Annotated in this window: 1 pseudogene; it reads right to left on the reverse strand. The window is 32.7% G+C overall.

Features of this window, described 5'->3' with window-relative positions:
- Positions 1 to 278, reverse strand: a pseudogene (locus AC0IXC_RS29190) (replication initiation protein); the annotation flags it as partial.

A 278-nucleotide genomic window follows, 5' to 3' on the forward strand; every position in this document is an offset into this window, starting at 1 on the left:
ATTTCCTTAGTCTTATTATAAATACGTAACTGTAAACGAGTACGATTACCAAAATATCCAGTTTCAAACTCTCCACTAGATGGATCTAAACGATAAACATCAGGCTTATTATCATCAGCGAAATTTCTTGGATAATCAAACGTTTTTAAAACATCCAACATCCATTTCCATTGGTCACTATGTACAGCAAAGTCAATACGATTCATTTTAGCATTACCAGTAGCAAAACCAAATGACATTAAAACTCCAAGGCTTTCAGCATATGCATTTATTAAACC

The organism is Bacillus sp. AC266, assembly GCF_979253805.1.